This window comes from Streptomyces sp. NPDC025721 (assembly GCF_055558595.1).
On the sequence record NZ_JBVHMF010000004.1, the window covers coordinates 181346 to 197767 of the forward strand.

10 protein-coding genes are annotated in these 16422 nt (G+C 72.0%); 4 read left to right on the top strand and 6 right to left on the bottom strand.

All coding sequences use genetic code 11. The features are described from left to right. Positions 1-195: 195 nt before the first annotated feature. Both ACZ4EF_RS08895 and ACZ4EF_RS08900 read left to right on the top strand, forming a co-directional pair. Positions 196-4206, top strand: coding sequence for a family 78 glycoside hydrolase catalytic domain (locus ACZ4EF_RS08895; protein WP_467503536.1), 4011 nt, complete (start codon positions 196-198; stop codon positions 4204-4206). A 160-nt stretch (positions 4207-4366) separates the two neighbouring features. Next, entirely contained in the window at positions 4367-5251 is an 885-nt protein-coding gene (locus tag ACZ4EF_RS08900; RefSeq protein WP_467503538.1) for an LLM class F420-dependent oxidoreductase, read from the top strand. Positions 5252-5324: 73 nt separating this feature from the next. On the opposite strand, the gene ACZ4EF_RS08905 is transcribed toward ACZ4EF_RS08900, so the two are convergent. The 3 genes from ACZ4EF_RS08905 to ACZ4EF_RS08915 form a co-directional block, all read right to left on the bottom strand. Beyond that, positions 5325-6392, bottom strand: a complete 1068-nt coding sequence (locus ACZ4EF_RS08905; RefSeq protein ID WP_355341605.1) for a chitinase — start codon at positions 6390-6392, stop codon at positions 5325-5327. A gap of 135 nt (positions 6393-6527) precedes the next feature. Continuing rightward, the gene (locus ACZ4EF_RS08910; protein WP_467503540.1) at positions 6528-7373 is read right to left on the bottom strand and encodes a hypothetical protein; all 846 of its coding nucleotides are present in this window, start codon (positions 7371-7373) and stop codon (positions 6528-6530) included. A 223-nt stretch (positions 7374-7596) separates the two neighbouring features. Continuing rightward, positions 7597-10914: a GH92 family glycosyl hydrolase gene (locus ACZ4EF_RS08915; RefSeq protein ID WP_467503541.1), complete on the bottom strand. Its 3318-nt coding sequence runs from the start codon at positions 10912-10914 to the stop codon at positions 7597-7599. Positions 10915-11383: 469 nt separating this feature from the next. Here ACZ4EF_RS08915 and ACZ4EF_RS08920 point away from each other — a divergent pair, with 469 nt between their 5' ends. Next, positions 11384-12556, top strand: a complete 1173-nt coding sequence (locus ACZ4EF_RS08920) for an ROK family transcriptional regulator (protein WP_355341596.1) — start codon at positions 11384-11386, stop codon at positions 12554-12556. Between the two features lie 33 nt (positions 12557-12589). Here ACZ4EF_RS08920 and ACZ4EF_RS08925 read toward each other — a convergent pair whose 3' ends face one another. Then, positions 12590-13483: an NADP-dependent oxidoreductase gene (locus ACZ4EF_RS08925; RefSeq protein ID WP_355341593.1), complete on the bottom strand. Its 894-nt coding sequence runs from the start codon at positions 13481-13483 to the stop codon at positions 12590-12592. Between the two features lie 70 nt (positions 13484-13553). Between ACZ4EF_RS08925 and ACZ4EF_RS08930 the strand changes: the two genes are divergently transcribed. Further along, positions 13554-14141, top strand: coding sequence for a TetR/AcrR family transcriptional regulator (locus ACZ4EF_RS08930; protein WP_391045894.1), 588 nt, complete (start codon positions 13554-13556; stop codon positions 14139-14141). Between the two features lie 106 nt (positions 14142-14247). Here the strand turns inward: ACZ4EF_RS08930 and ACZ4EF_RS08935 are convergent, their stop codons facing one another. Both ACZ4EF_RS08935 and ACZ4EF_RS08940 read right to left on the bottom strand, forming a co-directional pair. Next, the gene (locus ACZ4EF_RS08935) at positions 14248-14835 is read right to left on the bottom strand and encodes a short chain dehydrogenase (protein WP_467503543.1); all 588 of its coding nucleotides are present in this window, start codon (positions 14833-14835) and stop codon (positions 14248-14250) included. Between the two features lie 55 nt (positions 14836-14890). Then, on the bottom strand, positions 14891-16360 hold the full coding sequence (locus ACZ4EF_RS08940; RefSeq protein ID WP_467503544.1) for an aldehyde dehydrogenase family protein: 1470 nt from the start codon (positions 16358-16360) through the stop codon (positions 14891-14893). Positions 16361-16422 lie beyond the last annotated feature (62 nt).

The window sequence follows — 16422 nt, forward strand, 5'->3', positions numbered from 1 at the left end:
AACCGGCATTGAACAGAATCAACCAATCGCACACGGATTCTTGCAGGGCCGCACCGCCGGGGGTCAAGGGTCGCGTCACCGCCGGTTCGGCCGGCACAGAAATCGCTGTCGCACACCTTGTCGTGGCACCGCCACACGCCGTATGAATCTATCCATGCATCTTGAAACGTTTCGATCGCATACCAGGAGAACACCGTGAAGCGGCCGGTCCGGACGACCGCCGCTCGCGTCGCCCCCCGGCGCCGCTCGGCGCTCCTCGCGGTGACCGCGGCCGTCGCGGCCCTGCTTCCCGCCGTCGGCTCGGTGACGCCCGCCCAGGCGTCGTCCGGGCACCTCGGCGCACTCGCGCCGACGTCCTTGCAGGTGGACGGGGAGTCCTCGGACGCGGTCGTCGGCGGTCAGCGCCCCACGTTGTCGTGGGTGGTGAACGACTCGCGGCGGGCAGAGGCGCAGACGGCGTATCAGGTCGTGGTCGAGGCGGCGGCCGTCGGGAAGGGCGGCCACGCGCATCAGGTGTGGGATTCGGGCCGCGTTCGTTCGGCCGATTCGGTGAATCGTTCTTATGGTGGTCCCGCGCTGGCGAGCAACACCACCTACACCTGGTCGGTGCGCACCTGGGACCGGGCGGGCGACCGCTCCCCCTGGTCGGCCCCCGCGCACTTCGACACCGCGCTGTTCTCCGCGTCCGACTGGTCCGCGTCCTGGCTGCGGGTCGCCGACGGCGCGCTGGTGCGCGGCGGCGTCGACCTCCCCAAGTCCGTCGCCCGCGCCCGGCTGTACTTCGGCGCGCAGGGCATCGTGGAACCGCACGTCAACGGCGCCGTGGCCGAACCCGACCAGGTGCTCAACTCGACGGTGACCGACTACACCAAGCGCGTGCTCTACCGCGACTTCGACGTCACCCGGCAACTGGTGCGCGGACACAACGCGTTGGCCTTCATGGCGGGCAAGGGACAGTTCTCCGGGCAGCCGACCTTCGTCGCGCAGCTCAACGTCACCTACACCGACGGCACCTCGGCGGCCTTCGGCACCGGACCGGCCTGGCGCACCACCGCGGGGCCGGTGACCGGCGACGACTTCTACCTCGGCGAGACGTACGACGCCCGTCGGGCCGTGACCGGCTGGGACACCGCGGGCTTCGACGACAGCGCGTGGAAGCCCGTCGTGGCGGTCGCCGCCGCGACGCACCCGCAGAGCCTCGCGCAGGGCAGGCCGGTGACCTCGCGGGACACGACCTCCTGCTGCGGCTGGTCGCCCGCCGCCCTCACCGACGGCGTCGACGGCTCGACGGACACCTCCCAGGGCTACCACTCGGCCGTCGCGACGACCGCGGACGACGCCAAGTGGGTGCAGGTCGACCTCGGTTCCGCGCAGCCGCTCTCGGGCGTCAGACTCTTCCCCGCCCGGCCGACCAACGACCCGGCGGGCGACCTGCCCGGCGCCGGATTCCCGGTCCGCTACCGCGTCGAGGCCGGTGACGACCCGACCTTCGCCACCGCGACGACCCTCGTGGACCGTACCGGCACCGACCAGCCCAACCCCGGTACGGCGTCGGTTTCGATACCGGCCGAGGTGACGGCCCGTTATGTGCGCGTCACGGCCACCAAGCTGTACTGCAACGGCTCCGGGTGCAATCTCCGGCTCGCCGAACTCGGCGTGTACGGCGCCCGCCCGGCCACCGTCTTCAGCGCGCTGACCCGGCTCCAGGCCGACACGACGCCTCCGACACGTATCGTCAAAACCCTCAAGCCGGTGGCCGTCACGCACCCGGTGGCCGGGTCGCAGGTGTACGACTTCGGGCAGAACGTCGTCGGCTGGGTGACGATCAGGGCAAGCGCCCCGTCCGGCACCACCGTTGACATCAAGAAGGGCGAGATCCTCGCCTCGGACGGCCAGGTCACCACGTCCAACATCAGCTTCGGCGACGGCGATCCGGTCCGGCAGACCGAGCATTACACCTTCGCGGGCAAGGGCGCCGAGACCTACGCCCCGCACTTCAACTACTCCGGCTTCCGGTACGCCCAGCTCACCGGCGTGCCCGCGGGCACCGCCGTCACCGTCACCGCGCAAGAAGTGCACTCCGACGTCGCCACGATCGGACAGTTCGACACGTCGAACAAGGTGCTGAACAGCATTCAGACCGCCCTCGTGCAGACCCAGTTGAACAACCTCCAGTCGATTCCGCTGGACTGCCCGACGCGTGAGAAGCACGGCTGGCTCGGCGACGCGGGCGACACCGACGTCGAGGCGATGAGCAACTTCGACATGCGGGCGTTCTACGACCAGTGGGCGCAGACCGTCGTCACCAGCGCCCACCCCGACGGCAGCCTGCCCTCGGTCGCGCCCACCCAGGGCGCCACCGACTGGTTCACCGACCCCGCGTGGGGCTCGGCCTACCCGCAGATCATCTGGGACTCCTACACGCAGTACGGCGACGCGGGCCTGGTGCGCGCCAATTACGCGCAGGTGAAGAGCTGGGTCGACTACCTCGGCACGATCAGCGACAGCGACCACGTCGTCACCGCCGCGCCCGGCTCCTGGGGCGACGACTGGGTGGCGACGGTCAGCACCCCGCACGTCTTCTTCCAGACCGGCTACTACTACCTGGACGCCACACTGCTGGCGAAGATGGCCGCGGTCGTCGGCGACACCGCGGACGCCAGGCGCTACACCGACCTGGCGCGGCAGATCGGGGCAGGCTTCACCAAGCGGTTCCTCGACGCCGACACCGGTGTGTGGAGCACCGGCACCCAACTGGCCTACGCCATGCCCCTGGTGCTCGGTCTGGTCCCGGCCGCTCAGCAGAAGGCGACCGTCGACCGGCTCGTCCAGGACATCGCCAAGCACGGAAATCACGTGACGACCGGCTTCGTCGGCACGTCCTTCGTCTACCAGGCGCTCGGCATGTCCGGCCGCAACGACGTGGCGCTGGCCGTCGCGGAGCGCACCGACTTCCCGAGCTTCGGCTACATGGTGGCCAACGGTCCCGGCACGATCTGGGAGAAGTGGCCGAACTCCTCGGCGGCGGACGGCACCTCGTCCAAGGACCACATCGGTCTCGCCGGTTCGATCGGCCAGTGGTACTACCAGCAGCTCGGCGGCATCCAGCCGGACACGGGACCGGCGGGCGCCGCGTACCGCGCCTTCACCCTCGCGCCCAGCGTGGTCGGCGACCTCACCCGGGTCTCCGCGCGGCAGCGGACCGCGCGCGGCACGGTCGTCAGCGCCTGGCAGCGCGACGGGTCCACGCTGACCTACCACGCGGTGGTGCCGGTCGGCTCGACCGCGACCATCAAGGTGCCGCTGCTCGGCGGCGCCCGGTCGGCGGTGACCGAGAGCGGCCGGACGATCTTCGCGGACGGCCGCCGCGGCCGGAGCGACCCCGGCCTGAGCGTGGGCACGGCGGACGGCACGACGCTCACCGTGACCGCCGGGTCCGGTGACTACACCTTCACCGTCCGCCCGCCGCGGACCCCGTACACCCAGGTGTCGGTCTCCGCGGGCGCGCCCGCGCCCGCACTGGTCAAGGGGGACGGCGGTACGACGATCGGCGCGGTGGTCGAGGGCCACTCGACCGCGCCCGGCGCCACGGCCACGGTCGGCGCCGACGTCCCCCCGGGCTGGACCGTGACGTCCACACCCGCCCGCGTCCCGCTGACCCCGGCGTCCACCGCGACCTTGGCGAACGTCAAGGTCACACCGCCGAGCGGGACGAGGAGCGGTACGTATCCGGTCACCGTGACCGTACGGTCGTCCGACGGTACGACGGCCAAGGCCGCCCTCGAGGTGCTGGTCCTCGGCGGTTGGCCGCAGGGCACCACGGCCGCCGCCTCCAGCGAACACGCGCCGAACGTCGTGGACGGCGCGACCCGTACGTACACCGCGGGCAATGCCGTCGACGGTGATCTGAGCACCTTCTGGAACGACGACACCGACTCCCGGTACCCCGACACCCTGACCGTCACCGCGCCCGCCCCGACCACGCTGAACGGCGTGGGCTTCGCCTCGCACAGCGACGGCGTCCCGACCGCCTTCACCGTCCAGACCTGGGACGGCGCGGCGTGGGTGACACAGGCCGACCTCACCGGCAACACCGACCAGTACCGCTGGATCCCCTTCGCGGGCTCCGTCACCACCACGCGGGTCCACGTCGTGGTGACAGCGGCGCAGAACAGCTTCACCCGGATCGTGGAGCTGACCCCCTAGGACCGCCGTCCCAGGGCGCCTCACACGGGCGGCCCGGCTGTTCGTACCCGTTCGGCTCACCGGGTGCGGAACAGACGGGCCGCCCGTTCCGCTTGCATGGGTGACGGACCGCGCCCGGCCGACCGGGCGGGCGCGCGGCGCGCATCGAGGAAGGGCTCACATGGGACAGCACGACCGGCTGGGCAGGATCGGGATCTGGAGCGGCGCCTGGACGGCGGCGGTGAACGGCGCCGGAGTGACGTACACCGGCGCGTACGACGAGGCCGCCGCCGAGGTCGAGGCGCTGGGGTACGGCGCCGTCTGGCTCGGCGGGAGTCCCGGCGTCGCCGTCGCGGAGCCGCTGCTGAAGGCCACCACCCGGCTGACCGTGGCGACCGGCATCCTCAACATCTGGAACGACGAGGCCGCGGACGTCGCCTCGCAGTGGGCGGCGGTGGAGCGTACGCATCCGGGCCGGTTCCTGCTCGGGCTCGGCGTCAGCCACGGCCCGCTGGTCAAGCGCTACGCGCGGCCGTACTCCGCCATGGTCGACTACCTGGCGGCGCTGGACGCGGCGCCGGAGCCGGTGCCCGCCGGGCGGCGGGTGCTGGCGGCGCTCGGCCCGAAGATGCTGGAGTTGTCCCGTGACCGTGCGGGCGGCGCGCACCCGTATCTGGTCACCCCCGAGCACACCGCGAAGGCGCGCGCGGTCCTCGGTGCGGGGCCGCTGCTCGCGCCCGAGGTCAAGGTCGTGCTGGACACGGATCTGGAGTCGGGGCGTGCCAAGGCCAGGGATCATCTGAAGCTGTACCTGGCGCTGCCCAACTACACGAGCAATCTGCTGCGTTCGGGCTTCACCGAGGAGGACCTGGCGGGCGGTGGCAGCGACCGGCTGGTGGACGCGGTCTTCGCCGTGGGCGACGAGAGGGTCATCGCGGCGCGGGCGGCGGAATTCCTCGCCGCGGGCGCCGACCACCTCGCGGTCCAGGTGGTCACCGGCGATCCGGCGCGGCCGTTGCCGCTGGCGGAGTGGCGCAGGCTGGCTCCGGTGCTGATCGAGGGCTGAGTCTCCGCTTCTTCGCGCGGAGTTGACCGGGACGCCCGCCCGCCGCGGACGGGCGCCCCGGATTCCCGCGGGATCAACGGCCTTGCAGCGCCTTGACGTTGTTGCCGAAGGTCCAGTTCTTCGAGCCGTCCCAGTTGAGCGACCAGGTCATCAGGCCCTTGAGTGCGCCGCTGTAGCTGTTCCACGCCTGGGAGACCAGACCGGTCGTCATGTAGCCGCCGCCCGCGCCGGGTTGGGCGGGAAGGCCGGGGACCTGCTTGTCGTACGGGACGCGGATGGTGGCGCCCTGGACGACGAGCCCCTTGTTGAGGCAGGTGGTCTGCGCGGTGAAGCCGGCCACCGTACCGGCCTGGTAGGAGTCGCCGGAGCAGCCGTACATGCTGCCGTTGTAGTACTGCATGTTGAGCCACCAGAGCTTGCCGTTGTCGGCGTACTTCTTCACGATCGGCAGGTAGGCGCCCCAGATCGAGCCGTAGGTGATGCTGCCGCCGGTGACGTACGCCGTCTCGGGGGCCATCGTCAGGCCGAAGCCCGCGGGCATCCGGGACAGGACGCCGTCGATGATGCGCTCCAGGTTGGCCTGCGAGGCGGAGAGGGTGTTGATGTTGCCGCTGCCGACCAGGCCGGTCTCGATGTCGATGTCGATGCCGTCGAAGTTGTACTTCTGGAGGATCGGCACGACGGTGGCGACGAAGCGGTCGGCGACCGCGCTCGAGCTGAGGTCGATGCCGGCCGCGGCCCCGCCGATGGACATCAGGATCGTGGCGCCCGCCGCCTTGGCCTGGCACATCTCGGCCGGGGTGGCGACCTTGACGCCGGTGTCCATGCCGTCCTGCCACAGCACGGTGCCGTCGGACTGGATGACGGGGAAGGCCGCGTTGATCACGTTGTAGCCGTGGGCGGCGATCCGGCTGTCGGTGATGGGGATCCAACCGAGGCCGGGGTGCACGCCGTTGGCGGCGCCGTCCCAGTTCTCCCAGTACCCCTGGAGCACCTTGCCCGAGGGCCGTGCCTTGGTCGCGCAGGTGTCGGCCGCGGCCGACGCCGGTTGTGCCGCGTGGGTCGCCGCGGCGACCGGAATCTGCGCCAGGAAGGCCATGGCGAGGCCGACTCCCAGCAGACGCACCCTCCGACCGATCATGTCGTACTCCTCGTGGTGTCGTCGCGCACTCACAGGCCGTAGTGGACCGGATCGTAAAGTGGTCTGAACCACTCGTCAATAGGTCTGGACCAAGCCCGTGGTGCGGCGACGACAGTGACGGGGGATACGGAAGGGTCAGCCGGTGGTCGGACGGAAGGCGTAGGCGGTGGTGGAGACCGCGCACACGCTCGGCGAAATGATCTCGACCCGTAGCACCTTCGCGTTCGCGTCGTAGTCGACGCCCTCGGTCTCGAAGCCGCCCGAGCAGACGCTGACGCGCGGCACCTGGAAGAGGGTGGCGACCCGGCCGGTGACGGGCGTGCCGTCGAGCGCGTGCGGCAGGTCGACCTGGAAGACGTCCTTGGCGTCGTTGTCGGAAACGCAGACCAGCCGGGTCGCGGAGACGAAGTCGCAGCCCTGGACGTCCGTGACGGCCTTGTCGAGGCTGATCTGTCCGGCCTGCGCGAGGGTGCCGCCGGTGGCCGGGGTGGCCGGGTTGGTCAGCGGGGCGGGGAAGACCTGGAGCCGGTTGACCGTGCCCCACTCCCCCTCGACCAGCCACCGCGCGTCCGGCGAGACGGTCGCGAAGGAGTTGTTGAGCAACTCGCCCTGGTCCAGCGGGTGCACGTAGTCGTAACTGTGCCCGTCGGGCGTGGTGACCTCGAACATCTTCGAGGTGGCGCTGTCGCCACCCTGGTAGGCGTCGAAGACGTAGCCGTTGACGATGTCCGGGTCTCCGACGTGGTTCCAGCCCGCGATGCGCAGCCGCAGCGGGATCGAGCCGAGGCCGCGGGTGAGGACCGAGCCGTCGGCGCGGGTGGCGACGCCCTCGCCCGCGGTGAGCGTGCTGTACACCGTGTTGCCTGCGGCCACCCACCCGCCGGGCGAGTCGGCGTGCGCGGTGGAGGTGCCCACGGCGGTCAGGGCCGCGGTGGCGAGCAGCAGGGCGGCGGCGCGGCTACGGAGTGCGCGTGCGGTCAACGGAACCCCCGGTGTGGACGTGGGGGGCCGCCCGCGGCACGGGGCAGCCCTGTGACAGCAGTGACCCTAGGGCCTGACGGGCCGACGCCACCACAGCGCGTGGGCCAACTCGGCCTGAACGGGCGGCGATCGGTTCGTTCGCGCCGGACATGGGTGCGGGGCGGGCGGGGCCGGTCGTGCCGGTCCTCGCCCGCCCCGCGCTCTCCGCGGTGGGCTGCCGGGGTCAGGCGGTCGCCACGGAGAAGATGTGCATGTCACCGCCGTTCGTGCTGGACGGCAGCGTCACACTGGCCAGTTGCTTGCCCGCCTGGAGCGCGATCGGCGCGGTGGAGAAGATCTCGGTGCCCACCGGGTCCTTTCCGCCGCCCTGGACGTCGCGGTACGCGGTGTGCACCGCCACGACGTTGCCGTACGAGGGCTGCTGGGAGCCGCCGCCGAGCGTCCAGTCGCTGAAGCCGATGTCGGCCTTCTGAGTCGTGCCGTCGGTGTACGTCAGCGTCACCGTGCCGGTGGTCTGGCCCTCGCTGGCGCTGCCGAGCAGGCTCAACTTGGTAGCACCGGCTGCGGACTTGGAGACGTCGAGCACTTGGTCGCCGCCGCCCACCACGATGTTGTCGGGCGCGCCGGGCGCCACCTGGGGCCAGGTGAAGTCGAAGCCCCCGGAGGACACCGTGCCGCCGGGCGCGGCACCGGCCGCGGCGAGCGCCGCCGCCGAGTAACTCCAGCCCTCGCCGTCGAAGTTGGCGGACGGATTCGTGTCGTCGGCGGAGATGCCGTTGTTGTTGACGTACCAGGTGAGGGTGCCGCGTACGCCGACCGTCACCGACAGCGAGGCCGCCGGGGCGGTGCCGCCGTGCGCGGAGCCGAGCGTGATCGGGACCGTGTAGACCCCGGCCTTGGTGTCGGCGGCCACCGACACGGAGAACTTCGCGCTGGTGGCGCCGCCCTTCGGGACGGTCACCGTGCCGGACGCGGGCTTGAGCGTGATCCCCGCGGGCGGCTTCGCGGTCCAGCGGACGTCGACCTTCTTGTCCTGGATCGTGGACAGCTTGACGGCGGCGTCCGCGGAGCCGCCGGGCTCGATCTTCACCTGGCCGGGGTCGGTTGAGGCGAAGAACGGGGCCTCACCGTCGCGGAAGGACGGCGGCGCGTTCTTGGCCGCGCTCCCCCACGTGGTGTTCGCGGTGCCGCCCAGGGTGTAGTCCAGGGTGCCGCCGCGGGTGACGAACGAGGCGGGGACCCACGGCTGGTCGGACTTCTTGCCGTTGACGCGCAGGCCCTGGATGTAGATGTTCTCGGCCGACGCCCGCGGGGCGTTGACCGTGATCGTCTTCCCGAGCCCGGTGTGGATCACCGCGCGCGGGAAGACCGGGCTGGAGAGCACCAGGTCGGCGCGGCTGGGCACCTGCGGGTACATGCCGAGCGCGGAGAAGACGTACCAGGACGACATCGTGCCCGCGTCGTCGTTGCCGGGGATGCCGCCGGGCGCGTTGGTCCACAGGCCGTCGGTCTCGGCGCGCACGGTCTCCTGGGTCTTGTACGGGGCGCCCAGGTAGTCGTACACGTACGGCGCGTTGATGTCGGGCTCGTTGGTGGCGTCGTAGCGCGTGTCGTCCTTCGCGGAGAAGTCGAAGGTGCCGTCCGGGTTGCGGAAGAAGGCGTCGAGGCGGGAGATCGCGGTGGCGTTGCCGCCCATGGCCTTGGCCAGTCCGGCGATGTCGGAGTAGACCATCCACGTGTAGCGGGCGCTGCTGCCCTCGACGAAGCCGCTGCCGGTGGCGGGGTTGAAGGTGGCTCCCACCCACGACCCGTCGGACTTGCGGTCGCGCATGTAGCCGCCCTGCGCGGTCGCGTTCGGATCGAAGACGTTGGTCCAGTTGCCGCTGCGGTCGAGGAACTTCCGCTGGTTCTTTCGGTCGCCGACCTGTCCCGCCAGCTCCGCGAGACCGAAGTCCGCGGCGGCGTCCTCCAGGGTCTCGGCGGCGCCGCCCCAGCAGTGGCAGTTGTCGGACGGCACGTAACCGAGCGTCAGGTACTTGTCCAACGCCGGTCGCTGGCCGACGCATTCGACGTTGCAGCCGGAGCTGTCGGAGTCGTTGGCGGTCGGCACGGTGGCCGCCTTCACCAGCGAGGCGAGGGCGCCCCTGACGTCGAAGTCCCGGCCGCCGAAGGCGTAGATGCCCGCGAGCGCCGCGTCGGACGGGTCGCCGGACATGATGCTGGTCTTGCCGTTCTCCAGCAGCCAGCGGTCCCATTCGCCGTCGCGCTGCTGGGCATAGTTGAACAGCGACTGCGCGTAGTCACTGCCGACTCTCGGCTGAAGCAGCGTCAGCAACTGCACCTGCGCCCGGTACTGGTCCCAGCCGGAGAAGGTGCCGTACTGCTCGTGCTGTCCCCTGGCCAGCGAGTGGGTCTTGCGGTCGCCGCCCAGATACTGGCCGTTGACGTCACTGGTGAGGGTCGGCTCCAGCATCGAGTGGTAGAGCGCGGTGTAGAAGGTGGTGTTCTGGTCGGCGGAGCCGCCGGACACCTGGATCTTGCGCAGCGCGGTGTTCCACGCGGCGGTGGCCTTCGACCTGATCGAGTCGAAGCCGGCGCGCTGCGGGTTCTCCGCCGTCAGGTTGGCCTCGGCGTTGCGCGCGCTCACGTACGAGATCGCGACCTTGGCCTGCACCTGCTTGGTGCCGGACGCGAAGGTCACATACGCGCCCGAGCCCTTGCCCGCGGTCGCGTTGCCGCTGGAGTTGTAGCCGGTGCCGCCGCTGGCCGATGTGGAGCCGGGCGTCAGGGTGCCGTCGGTCCAGGTGCCGACCTTGGCGAAGGGCTGGTCGAAGTGGGCCGTGAAGTAGAGGGTGTAGACGTCGTGCCGGTTGTTCGCGCTCTGCGGTCCGCAGAAGTTGCCCGCGCTGACCGAGCCGGTCACGGTACGGGCCGCCGCGTTCACGGTGACGTCCGCCGCGGCGCTGCCGCTCTCGGAGTTGGACGTACGGAACAGCACGCTGGCGGGCTTGTCGGCCGGGAAGCCGAACTGGCCGGTGCCGGTGCGCTCGGTGGTGGTCAGCCGCACGCTGGCCCCGCTGTCCAGGCCGACCTGGTAATAGCCCGCCTGCGCCGTCTCGTTGGCGTGCGAGAAGGTCGAGGCGTACTTCGCGTCCTTGGTGTCGGCGCTCGGCGAGGAGTCGACGTCGCCCACGTACGGCATGATCGGTATGTCGCCGTTGGCGCCGGAACAGCCCACGCCGTTGAGGTGGGTCAGGCTGAAGCCGCGGATCTTCGTCGCGTCGTACCGGTATCCGCCGGGGGCGGGTGTCGAGAACTGGTTGCCCGTCGAATTCTGCGGGCTCCACGCCAGCATGCCGAACGGCAGCACGGCGCCGGGGTAGGTGTTGCCGGCGTTCGAGGAGCCGATCAGGGGGTTGACGTACGAGGCCGGGTCGGCGTCATGCCCCCCGGAGGCGCCCGGACTCGCGGTGGCGGGTCCGGCGCCGAGGCCCAGGCCGATGCCGAGGACCGCCGTCGCCACCGCGGCCACGGCGCGCACGCCGCGACCCTTCCACCGCCTTCTGTCCACGGGTCGCACTGATCTGTCCGACACGGTTCCCGCCCTTCGTGTGTATCGCCTACGACAACGTTGTCAAACGATCAACTGTAGATGTTCCTCCCGGGGTTGGAGGGTGTCAAGAGTTGTCAGGTACCCGCGGGCTGGGTGGGGTGGCGGCTCGGAGCGGGGTGGGGCGGCGGCCCGGCGGGGGGGGTGGAGTGCCGGCTCGGCGGGAGGCGGAGTCGCGGCGTCGGGGGGTGTCGCGTACGGCTCGCGGCGGGCGCGCGGGCGGCGGTGTTTGGGCAAGCGGGTGAACACAGCGGGGTGCCGTGACGTCGATCGGGTAACTTTGCCCTGCGCGCCTGCCGCGTGGGCCGCGGGCTGGGATCGGGAGCCGCCCTCCCACAGGCCGGGCGACTTTCGCCGGGGCCTGGTCGGCACGCTCCGGCACCGTCCGAGAAGGGACTTGATGGACACCACCGCCGCCGTCGACCGCTTCGAACTGCCCGCCAGCGCCCGCGCCGTGCTGCGCGCGCTGGCCACCGACGGCCCGGCGACCCGGCCGCAGCTCAGCACCGCGCTCGCGCTGTCCCGGCCCACCATGTCGGTGGCCATGGCGGAGTTGTCACGGCTCGGGCTGGTCGAGGGGCAGGGCAGTTCACGCGGTGCCACCGGGCGCAGCGCCGTCCTCTACTCGCTCGCGCCGACCGCCGGGCACGTCCTCGGCGTCGAGATCGGCGCCACCGTGGTCCGGGCGGCGGCGTACACCCTCGACGGGCAGGAGATCTGCACCGCCGAGGTGCGGCTGCCCTCCGACCAGCCGACGGTCACACCGGAGGCGGCGGACGCGGCGGCGGGGGTGGTGCGTACGGTGCGCGAGGAGGTCGGGGCGCGGTACGGGCCGCTGCGCGAGGTGGTGGTCGCGGCGCCGACGCTGCCGAATGTGGGGGCTTCCGGTGCGGGACGCGGAGGCGGTGGCCTTCAGCCGGACGGCACGGTACGGATCACCGACGCGCTCGCCGTGCCCGACGGCGTGCCGGTCACCGTCGAGAACAACGTCAACTGCGCCGCCGTCGCCGAGCACCGCTTCGGTGTCGCCCGCCACCAGCAGATGTTCGCCTACATCCAGGTCGGCGTGAAGATCGGCGTCGGCATCGTGCTCGACGGACGCCTGATGCAGGGTGCGAACGGCGCCGCCGGTGAGGCCGCCATGCTGCCCTTCCCCTGGTCGGAGTCCCAACAGCCCCGGCGCGCCGGGCTCGAGCACTTCCTCGGCTCCGACGCCCTGATGGAACGCTGCCGCGCCGCCTGGCCCGCCTCCGGCGGCGGGCCCGTGCCGCTGGACGCCAAGGCCCTCTTCGCGTCCGCCGCCTCCGGCCACGCCGCCGCCCGCCGCGTCGTCGACGAACACGCCGCCGCCATCGGCCGCCTCGTCGCCGCCGTCGTCGCCCTGCTCGACCCCGGCCTCGTCGTCCTCGGCGGCGGCGTGGGCCAGAACCAGCTGGTCCTCCTGGAAGTCCGCCGCACCGTCCACGAACTGACCTGGCCCACCGACATCACCATCGGCGGCCTCGCCGACCGCGCCACCCTCCTCGGCGCCGTCCACGTCGCCCTGACCCGCGCCCTGGACTCGATGACCTAGGGCCTGTCCGCAAGGTCTCGTCCGGCTGGCGGGTCAGACGATCAGGACTCTGCGGCCGCGGGTGTGGCCGGCCTGGCTGTCGGCGTGGGCCGCGGCGGCCTCGGCGAGGGGGTAGGAGGTGTCGACGGGGATGCGGAGCGCGCGGCGGGTGATGAGGGCGGCGGCCTCGGCGAGGGCGGCGGGGACGCTGCCCGCGGTGCCGGAGAAGCGGACGCCGTGGTCGGGGGCGGTGAGGTCGGCGATGGAGACGACCTTGCGGGGGTCGCCGGTGAGGGCGACGAGTTCGGGGACGACCCCGGAGCCCGCGAGGTCGAGCGCGGCGTGGACGGGGCCGAGGGCGCGGACCCGGTCGGTCCAGCCGTCGCCGTAGGTCGTGGCGAGGGCGCCGAGTTCGCGGAGGTAGTCCTGGTTGGCGGGCCCCGCGGTGCCGATGACGGTGACGCCGCGGTCGCGGGCGATCTGGAGGACGGCTGATCCGACGCCCCCGGAGGCGCCGCTGACCAGCAGGGTCTGTCCCGGCTCGACGCCGACCTCGCGGAGGATCCGCAGCGCGGTCTCGACCACGGAGGGGTATCCGGCCGCCTCTTCGAAGGTCAGCCCTTCGGGCATCCGGGCCCAAGCCGAGAGGACCGCGAACTCGGCGTAGGTGCTGGTCCCTTCGCCGAATACGTGGTCGCCGATCTCGACACCGTCGACGCCCTCGCCGATCTCGTCCACCACCCCGGCGGCGTCCAGCCCGACGCCCGCGGGCAGTTGGACCGGATGGGCCTTGAGGATCTGGCCCTCGCGGACCCGCCAGTCGGCGGGGTTCACACCGGCCGCCCGTACGGCGACGCGTATCAGGCCGGGGCCCGCGTGGGGCTCCTCGGCGTCGATGAGGCGCAGGACATCGGGGCCGCCGAACTCGGCGAAGCTCACTTTCTTCATGCGACGGACCGTAACACTAACGGTTAGTGTTTTGAAACCGTTCCTTTTTCGTAGCTGATAGTGTGCGGTCATGACCGTGCCGACCGGACGCCGTGAGCGCAAGAAGGCCGCGACCCGCCGGAAGATCGCCGACACCGCCCTGCGGCTCTTCCTGGAGCGCGGCTACGACGCGGTGGGAATCCGTGACGTGGCCGCCGAGGCCGACGTGGCCGTCACCACGCTCTTCTCGCACTTCGCCGCCAAAGAGGCGCTCGTGTTCGAGCAGGACGAGGACTTCGAGGAACGCCTCACGCGGGCGGTCACCGACCGGGCGCCGGACGAGCCGGTCGTGCCCGCGCTGCGCCGCGAGATACACGCCCTGGTACGGCACTGCACGGCGGACGGCGCCGCGCCGGTCTGGCGGATGATCGACGGGTCGCCCGCGCTGCGGAAGTACGAGGAGTCGATGCGGCTGCGGCACGCGGAGTCGGTGGCCGCGGCCCTCGTCGCCGATCCCGGACTGCCGCAGAGCGCGACGGCCTGCCGGACGCTCGCGAGGTTCGTGATCGACGCCTTCTCGCTGGCCCGCGAGTCGGCCGATCCGCAGGCCGCGGTGGACGAGGTCTTCGCGATGATCGAGGCGGCCTGGGAGGCCGCCCGCCCCTCACGGCAGGCGTGAGGAACGCGAAGAACGCGGGGAACGCGGGGAACGCGACGGAGCGCCGGGAACGCCGGGAACGGGACGCAGCGACCCGCGGCTCAGGCAGAGAAAGCCCGCCCGCAGCTCACGGGCGGAAGGTGCGGCCCCGCACCGTCCCCTCCGCGATCCCGACGTAGACCTCCGCGACCTCGCGGACGGGGGTGCCCGCGGCGGGATCGGCGGACATGGCCCGGAGGGTCTCACTGATCCAGCCGGGGCTGACGAGGTTGAGGCGCAGCCCGCGCGGGAGTTCGCTCGCGGCGTTGCGGACGAAGCCCTCGAGGCCGCTGTTGATGAGCGCGCCCAGCGAGCCGCCCGCCATGGGCGCGGCGAAGGTGCCGCCGGTCAGGGTGATGGAGCCCCCGTCGCGCAGATGGCGGGCCGCGCGCTGGACCAGGGCGACCTGGCCCCAGAGTTTGGCCCGCACTCCGGTCGCGAAGTCCTCGTCCGTGGCCGACGCCAGCTCCAGCAGCGGGCCGTTGGCGGCGCAGCACACGACCGCGTCCAGACCGTCGACCTCACCGAAGAGCGTGTCCATCGTGGACGGGACTTCGAGGTCCACCTTCAGCGGACCCCGGCGCGAGGCCGCGACCACCTCGTGCCGTGCCGCTGTCAGCGCGGCGGCCACCGCGCTCCCGACGGTTCCGGAAGCTCCGATCACCAGTGCCCTCATGCCCCTGATCATCCCCCACCGGCCCCCTCCCCCTCAACGGCCCCACCCGACCCGGTCAGTACGGGTAGTGGACCGGCGTGGACTGCACGGTGAGCCACCGCAGTTGGGTGAATTCGTGGAGGTTGGACTCACCGCCGGAACGGCCGCCGAGGCCGGACGCGGCGAGGCCGCCGAAGGGCGCCTGGGGCTCGTCGAGGCAGGTCGAGTCGTTGACGTGGACCATGGCGGAGCCGAGCCCCGCGGCGAGGCGGCGACCGCGCGCGAGGTCGGAGGTGAGGACGGCGTCGACCAGGCCGTACGGGGTGTCGTTGGCGACGGCGAGAGCCTCGGCGTCGGTGTCGACGGCCAGCACTGGGGCGATGGGGGCGAAGATCTCCTCGGTCCACAGGGCCATGTCGCGGGTGACATCGGTGACGACGGTGGGCCGGTGGAAGAGGCCGTCGCCGTCGCCGCCCTCGACGACCGTGGCACCCGCGGCGACGGCCTCGGCGAGCAGTTCGCGGGCCCGTTCGCGCTGTTCGGCGCTGATCATCGGGCCGAGGCCGACGCCGTCCCTGGTCGGGTCGCCGACGGTGATCCGGGCGGCACGCGCGGCGAGATCGGCGACGTAGGCGTCGAAGACGGGCCGCTGGACGATGTGCCGGCCCGCGGTGATGCAGGTCTGGCCCTGGTAGTGGAAGGCGGACCAGGCGCCGATCTGTCCGGCCTGGTCGAGGTCGGCGTCGTCCAGGACGATCAGGGCGTTGTTGCCGCCGAGTTCGAGGGAGACCTTCTTCAGGCGCTCGCCCGCCTCCCGCGCGATGGTGCGGCCGACGGCGCTGGATCCGGTGAAGTGGACCATGGCGATGTCGGGGTGCGCGGTCAGCGCCTCGCCGGTGTCCTGCCCGCCGGGCACGACCTGGAGTACGCCCGCGGGCAGTCCGGCCTCGGCGAAGACATCGGCGATCAGCAGTCCGCCGCTGAGCGGGGTGTGCGGTGAGGGCTTGAGGACGACGGCGTTGCCGACGGCGAGGGCGGGCGCGAGGACGCGCATGGCCAGCACCAGCGGGAAGTTCCACGGGGTGATCACACCGACGACGCCCAACGGGACGCGCTGCGCGACGCTTTCCCGTCCCGGTGCGCGCGTGGGCAGCGTCTCGGCCCGTATGTGACCGGCGAGCGCGGCGGCCAGGTGGAGTTCTTCGACCGCTCCGGCGATCTCGTACTCGGCCTTGCCGCGGATCGAGCCGGTCTCGCGGACGATGAGGTCGGCGAACTCCCCCGCGCGGGCGCGCAGTCGGGCGGCGGCCTCGCGCAGCACGTCGGCGCGGACGCCGAAATCCGCGGCGGCCCAGGCCCGTCCGGCGACGGCGGCCTCCCGCGCGGCGCGGTCCAGGTCGGCGGGCGAGGCCCAGCCCGCCCGGCCGAGCGGTTCCTGGCGCGCCTTGTCGAGGACCGTCGACGTACGCCCGTTCTCGGCCGGGACGAAGGCCCCGCCGACGAAGAGAGCGCCGTCCCGGGCGCGCGGCGTGGATGGGGTCGGCATAACGGGCCTCCGTGTCGAAGCACTGGTCGAAGTACGGGTGTTGCGGTGCGGGTCCCGGTGGC

Coding starts and splice junctions, on each gene's coding strand:
- ACZ4EF_RS08905 (WP_355341605.1), bottom strand. CDS start 6,392: ATGATCGGTCGGAGGGTGCGTCTGCTGGGAGTCGGCCTCGCCATGGCC.
- ACZ4EF_RS08925 (WP_355341593.1), bottom strand. CDS start 13,483: ATGAAGAAAGTGAGCTTCGCCGAGTTCGGCGGCCCCGATGTCCTGCGC.
- ACZ4EF_RS08940 (WP_467503544.1), bottom strand. CDS start 16,360: ATGCCGACCCCATCCACGCCGCGCGCCCGGGACGGCGCTCTCTTCGTC.
- ACZ4EF_RS08900 (WP_467503538.1), top strand. CDS start 4,367: ATGGGACAGCACGACCGGCTGGGCAGGATCGGGATCTGGAGCGGCGCC.
- ACZ4EF_RS08920 (WP_355341596.1), top strand. CDS start 11,384: ATGGACACCACCGCCGCCGTCGACCGCTTCGAACTGCCCGCCAGCGCC.
- ACZ4EF_RS08930 (WP_391045894.1), top strand. CDS start 13,554: ATGACCGTGCCGACCGGACGCCGTGAGCGCAAGAAGGCCGCGACCCGC.
- ACZ4EF_RS08935 (WP_467503543.1), bottom strand. CDS start 14,835: ATGAGGGCACTGGTGATCGGAGCTTCCGGAACCGTCGGGAGCGCGGTG.